The sequence below is a fragment of the Salinivibrio sp. MA427 genome, assembly GCF_001996115.1.
Taxonomy (GTDB): Bacteria; Pseudomonadota; Gammaproteobacteria; order Enterobacterales; family Vibrionaceae; genus Salinivibrio; species Salinivibrio costicola.
Genome location: NZ_MUFH01000152.1, coordinates 1 through 6,060 on the forward strand (window position 1 = coordinate 1; position 6,060 = coordinate 6,060).

The window sequence follows — 6,060 nt, forward strand, 5'->3', positions numbered from 1 at the left end:
ATTGTAGACCACATCCATCACCACATTCATGCCGATATTTTGTTTGATGGCCATGATCATTTTACGAAACTCGAGGATACGCGCGGTGCCTTCAGGCTCGGTCGCATAACTGCCTTCGGGCACGGTGTAATGGAAAGGATCGTAACCCCAGTTAAAGCTGTCGTATTGACGCATCGCCGCCATTACCGTTTGCACATAGGGGGTATCAGCACTGTCTTGGGCGGCTAAATCCGTTAATGCCGCTTGGATGGTTTGATTGTTGTCGCACTCACTGGCCAGCCTCGGGGTATCTTTTAGCGAGGGTGCTTTGTCACATAGCGCGGAGAAGCGGTCGGTGACATCGATACGCTGTGCCGCGTCCTCGTTGATGGAGGCAATGTCAAACACGGGGAGCAGGTGTAAGTGAGTGACTCCAGATTGCGCAAGCGCGGTTACGTGTTTGACCGGCTCAGTGGTGTTTTGTGTAAAAGCAAGGTACTTACCGCGCAGTTTTTGGGGAGTAGATTGATCGAGCGCGGAAAAATCACGCACGTGCGCCTCATAAATCACACCGTTGGCGGGGTTTTGCTGCGAGTGAGGCGCACTCAGCGTATCCCAACCACTGGGTTTAAGCGCTGATGCATTCAGATCGACCACCTGTGAATAGCTTGAGTTGGTCGACAAGCTATGTGAGTAAGGATCCGTGACTTCGAGACGCTCGACACGGTGTGTGGCAGGGTGATAGACCGACAGTTGATAACGGTAATAGTCGCCGTGGGTTAGCGCAGTGGTGGCAACATGCCAGCTTCCCGACTCGGCGTCGAAATCCATTTTAATGGGCGTTTGGCGCTGTTTTGGCGCGCCTTCTTCGCTCGCAGCTTGATAAGGCACGAGTGACACTTGCTGTGCGGTAGGAGCCCAGAGACGAAATTCAGTGTGTCCAGCGTCAGGAATGGCACCAAAGTTAAGTTTTTCGGCGTGTTCTGCGTACAAGGCATCGAGCGCGCGGGCCGGTTGCACATCGGTTGCGGTTAATACGGTATCACCGTCTTTGGCGATAGCGAGAAGCTGTCCTTTGAGCCATTGCTTCAGCGCGATATCGGCGCTAACAAAGTCAAAATCGAACCCTTTGACGTTACCTTGCAAATGAGGAAACGATGCCTGCCAATTATCGCGGGTGGCAAGGGTAGATTCGACACTCGCGGTGGCGTTTTCCACCTGCTGAGTGTCCGGGTTATAGCGCATCGTGCCATCAGTGGAATAATACAAGGTAAGCGAGGTGGCGTGGGTTTGATGAGTGAGCAGGGTATCGGCGTCAGCAAATAGCACACTGGCATCCGTGGTGCCCGCATCACGAGCGCTGGGGGTTGGGCTGGTATCAACATTAGGGTTATCGTCATTCAATTGACAGCCTGTTAATACAATCGCCGAGGCAATCGTAAAAGGCAGTGCAAGAGGATGTTTGTTTAACGGATAATTCATCAGGTTGACCTTTAATGTGTTGTAGGGAGGCCAAGCTTACTGAGAAGTGAATTGCACCAACTGTGATCGCGTTATAACTCAGTACATCGATGAGAAAATTTTTTGATAATTCAACAAAGTATCACAAAATGTAGGCTGAGACTTAATAATAACTACGCCCCCAGAAACCTCTGAGGGCGTAGTGGTGCGAGGTTAATTGCCCATCAATTGCAAGAGGTTTTCGGCGGTGACGACCGCTTCTTTGCGATTGGCAATGTTGAGTTTTTGATAAAGGTTACGGATGTGGGTTTTAATGGTTGTCCCGGCGACATCCAGTTCATGAGCAATTTGCTCGTTACTGAATCCTGAATAAATCAAGCCAAGTACCTGCCACTCCCGCTGGGTCAATGAGCTGGTTCGTACTAATTCAGGAACGTTTGGATGCTTCACCAGTTTTTCGACAAAGGCTTCATCAAAGTGGGTTGAGCGAGAGCGTTGATGGCTGGCGATTTCTTTCAGTAACTGTTGTGCACGATGACGTTCTAACGCGCCAAGCGCTTGTTGTTCGATCAATGCATGCAACAGCGATGAGATAGCGTCACCCTGACTTAGATGGAGGTGCGCCCGGGCGATATTACGCCATTGAAGCTGGCTAAAGTGATTACAGGCCGACGCGGGGCGAACGGCTTGATGCAGCCACTCCTCCATATGAGGAAGTTCGTGTTTGGCTTGCCAATAGAGTAACAACGATAAAGACGCGTTAGCGGTCCAATCGACATGATAAACCGACTCACGTAATAGATGCTCAATATGCTCAATGTGCTTGGCAGCTTTGTCGAGTTCACCGCGGCTGACGGCAACACGTGCGAGCATGGAGTAACTATGCAGATGCTTGCTCGGTGGCTGATTTTCTAAAACCTGCAGCCCTTTGTAAGCACAGGCTTCGGCTTCGTCTAAACGGTTCCAACACCAAAGAATTTGTGCGCGAAGGCGTAAAGCAAATTCATGTAAAGGAACTTGGTGTAATTGCTGATCTTCAATGAGTTGATCGGCACTGTCGAGCAGCTCAAATGCCGCTTGCACATAGCCTTGTGCCAGAAGAATTTCACTTTGTTGTAAAATTGCCCAAAGTGCCTGGTGATACACTTGGTGCTGGCGAGCGAGTTTTTCCGTTTGTTGCATCATCGATAAGGCACGATCGAGCTCGCCGAGCACATGGTTCACCTCGCCAACGACAGATGTCGCGACAATACGGCCACGGTAATTGGCGCTATCTAGTTGCTCAAGTGCTTTTTCAGCCAGGCGCATGGCCCGCTCTGGGTCGTTGGCATTAATTGCCACCTGTGCAAGTAGCGCATTGGCATTGCCTTGATAATCAATGTCGAGCGGTATTTCGCGAGCTTGATAGGCTTTTTCTGCACTTGCTAATAGCTCACCCACTTCATGATAGCGATGCTGGCTTTGTGCAAGCCAAGCTCGAAGTAGGCTTAAACTCGGATACTGGTACAAGTACTCGTTATTTAGCTTGCTGATAGCCGCTTCGAGGGTCGATAGCTCCCCACGGTTAAACATCCGCCAACCATATTGATTCAGAATATCTGCCAACAGGGCATCATCCTCGCCATAACGTGCGTGGCGCAATGCTTGATGTGGCGATTCAAGCTTGAGCCAAGCTAAGGCCGCTTGCCGATGCAGTGTTTGTTGCTGCTGTGGGATCCGAGCCTGGCGCTCATGGGCAAGAAATTCAGCAAATAGATGGTGAAAACGGAACCAATTGTTGTCGCCTTCGAGTGGATAAATAAATAAACCGTAGCGGTTCAGAGACTCCAGCATCCCCAACGCGTCGCCGCGCTCCGTTAAGGCATAGACTAATTCATCGTTGAACATTTCTAATACCGACACTTTCATCAAAAACTGACGGGTTTCAGTATCAAGTAAATCAAACACTTCTTCCGCTAAATAGTCCCAAAGGTGGGCATGGTTAAAGCTGGCACACGAGGCCGCGCTTTGCATGAGCGTACGCTTTTGGTGCTGTGCTTGAATCGCAATCAGTTGCAATGCTGACGGCCAACCTTCAACGTAGGTACACAAGGCATTGGCGGTTGACTCATCGACCCCATCGGCCACGCGTTGATTAAAAAAGCGGGTGGTCTCTTCGTTATCAAAGGCGAGTAATTCGTTCCCGATTTCGATCATTAAGTCACGAACACGCAAGTTCGCGGTGCCCAATGGCGGGTTGGCTCGTGAAGTGACGACCAAAGTGAGGTTATCCGGCATGTGCTTGATGAAAAAACGCATGGCTTCATGGATTTCTTCGTTATCAATAAGCTGATAATCATCCAATACCAGATAGCTGGTGGCATGAAAATTCGCTAACTCGGCAAACACATCGGATAAAAGTGCACGAAGCGATGAGAATTGGCGCTTCTCAGCAAGCTTAATGGTGTTTGCGCAGCCTTCTTGCGTGGCTTGATGCAGGGCTTGTAACAAGTAGTTAATAAAGCGGAAGCTATCATTGTCACTGTCATCAATACTAAACCAGCCAACATGGGACTGATCAGCCAGCCATTGTGCGGCCATGGTTGTTTTGCCATAGCCGGCGGGGGAGCGGAACATCACTAATTTATAGTGAGGCGCTCGTTGTAGCATATCGAGCACCCGAGGGCGCAATATGGCGTTATAAAGCCGACCTGGTCGAGTAAGTTTTGATGGGATCCACATAACACACTGTCCTTAACCTCAAATACGGTGCCGGCCCCTCAGCGCGACACTGCTTTATCCTCCTTGGAGTCTATGCGACTCCTAGATAGCAAACTATGATCTCTCTCCACTCTTGTGTTGATTGCTCTAGAATGGTGCATCTACGCCCTATATTTGTGATTTATATCACAATAGTTTTTTGTTTTCGCTATCCTTTAAAATAGCTTTGTACATTTATATGTCCTGGAAAATATAGAATTTGCGCTGGCGCACAAAAATAACAAAAGTGATTTCTTACTTTTCATGCTGCTTTTCGAATGCTTTTTGTCCCATAACGTGATGTTGATCACTGGCTTGTATGTGGATGCTAGGATTGATGAGAGGCGGCTCACTGTTGGTGTGTGACACAGCTCTCTACGCCCTGCTATCTCCTCCTTTCCGTCACTGTGAGTGGGAGGATGTTTGTTACTCTCGAGTTGGGCAGGATGAATAGCCATCAAGGTTTCATTCCATTATTGAGAGTTATGACATGACCCCAAAACAGCAACATGCCTTTGATAAAAGTGCGTTTAAAATCAGCATGGTCCAACACTTGACCCAGCTAGGTCACGCACCTGAAACCGCTCAACAACGCGATTGGTACCTTGCCTTAGGGCGTGCATTAGCTGAGCACACAACAGGCGACTTGGTGGCGACTGAAAACGATCAAGCGATCAAACAGGCCAAAAGCGTTAACTATTTATCTCTTGAATTTCTCATTGGCCGTTTGACGGGCAATAACCTGATTAGCATGGGTTTATACGATGTGATTGCTGAGGCCGTTGGTGAACTCGGCCTGGGTCTTACCGACTTATTAGAGCAAGAGCGTGACCCGTCACTCGGCAACGGTGGGCTTGGGCGTCTCGCTGCTTGTTTTATGGATTCACTTGCGGCACAGCAATATCCAGCAGTTGGCTATGGCTTACACTACGAGTATGGCCTTTTCCGCCAATCTTTCGATCAAGGGGCGCAGCAAGAAGCGCCTGATGCATGGCGTGAGCCAGAAGGCTACCCTTGGGAAGTCGTCCGTCCGGACCTGACTCAAACCATTGGTTTCTATGGCCATGTTGAGGTTGTTGAGGAAGCGGGGCATACCTATCGTCAATGGGTGCCAAGCTTGAAAATCCAGGCAATGCCTTGGGACTTACCCATTGTCGGTTACCAAAGTAACACCGTTTATCCATTGCGTTTGTGGGAAGGTCGAGCACTGACACCGTTCGCGCTTGATGCTTTTAATGCGGGCGAGTACACCCATGCGCAGCAAGCAGATATTGATGCGGGTAACCTGACTAAAGTCCTTTACCCCAACGATAACCATGATTCAGGCAAGACGCTGCGTTTAATGCAGCAGTACTTCCATAGCGCCGCCTCAGTGGGTGACATTCTTCGCCGTCACTTGGAAGCCGGCCATGCGCTGGCGGCGTTGCCGGAGTATGAAACCATTCAGCTTAACGATACTCACCCAACGATCGCCATTCCTGAACTGATGCGTGTGTTGCTAGATGATTATCGCTTAGGTTGGGATGAAGCGTGGGCCATTGCTAGCCGCACCTTTGCTTACACGAACCACACGTTATTACCTGAAGCGCTTGAAACGTGGAGTGAATCGCTCATGGCAGAGCTTCTTCCTCGCCATATGGAGATCATTTTCGAGATCAACCATCGTTTCTTACAAGACGTGGAGCAAAAGTGGCCTGGTGATGTGCGCAAACAGCAAGTGTTATCCGTGATCGATGATCAAGGTGAGCGCATGGTGCGCATGGCGAATCTGTGTGTGATTGGCTCTTATGCCGTCAACGGTGTCGCGGCCTTGCACTCACAGTTGGTTAAACGTGATTTATTCCCTGAGTTTGATGCGCTTTATCCAGGTCGCATTCAAAA

Annotated in this window: 2 protein-coding genes and 1 pseudogene; 1 reads left to right on the forward strand and 2 read right to left on the reverse strand. The window is 49.6% G+C overall.

The window, feature by feature from the left end:
- Both BZG79_RS10290 and malT read right to left on the reverse strand, forming a co-directional pair.
- Positions 1-1,461, reverse strand: a pseudogene (locus BZG79_RS10290) (hypothetical protein); the annotation flags it as partial.
- Positions 1,462-1,653: 192 nt separating this feature from the next.
- A complete protein-coding gene (gene malT / locus BZG79_RS10295; RefSeq protein ID WP_077774330.1) occupies positions 1,654-4,161 on the reverse strand; it encodes an HTH-type transcriptional regulator MalT in 2,508 nt (835 codons plus the stop codon).
- Positions 4,162-4,669: 508 nt separating this feature from the next.
- Between malT and glgP the strand changes: the two genes are divergently transcribed.
- Positions 4,670-6,060, forward strand: a 1,391-nt coding sequence (glgP, locus tag BZG79_RS10300; protein ID WP_199877718.1) for a glycogen/starch/alpha-glucan family phosphorylase, incomplete at its 3' end; no start/stop codon positions are given.

Bases quoted from the DNA above. Each gene is read 5' to 3' on its own strand.
- malT (WP_077774330.1), bottom strand. From the start codon at position 4,161: ATGTGGATCCCATCAAAACTTACTCGACCAGGTCGGCTTTATAACGCC.